Raw genomic sequence first — 545 nt, forward strand, 5'->3', positions numbered from 1 at the left:
GGCACAGCTTCAGAAGCGACGAAGAGAACGTTCAGCGACAAGGTCATGCTCCCGAGGGAATTCGCCTGCCGGGCCGTCTGCCAACTGCAGGGACAGTGGAGGGCGCCGATGCGCGGCGGAGGTTTGCGATCGACCTCATCGCGCAAGACCTATGCCAGTCAGACAGACGCTGACAAGGCTGTAGTCTTAGCCCGCGCCGCCTTGGCTTTACGTGATATGCGCGCCGCGAGAGCACGTGCGGGGTGTGCAACCTGCGGGTGCGCTATGTAATTTCGTCTATGCGCGCAGGCGCACCTTTGGGATATACGGCGCTTCGAGCGGTGGGCGCTCGGTTGCCTCTTCAATAGAAAAAAACAATCGATAAAATCATATCAATCAACTTGTGCAATGCATCGATCGACGATACGATCCACTCCGTTGTCAACCAAGCAACCCAACCGAAAACCACTATGTCGCTGATCAATACTCAAGTCCAACCGTTCAAGGCCCAAGCGTTCCACAACGGCAAGTTCATCGAAGTCACGGATGAGTCGCTCAAGGGCAAG

The 545-nt window shown here is 56.1% G+C and carries 1 pseudogene; it reads left to right on the top strand.

The window, feature by feature from the left end:
- Positions 1-449 precede the first annotated feature (449 nt).
- Positions 450-545 (top strand): annotated as a pseudogene (locus ACWKV5_RS29665) (peroxiredoxin); the annotation flags it as partial.

The sequence above is a fragment of the Pseudomonas oplopanacis genome, from assembly GCF_057128725.1.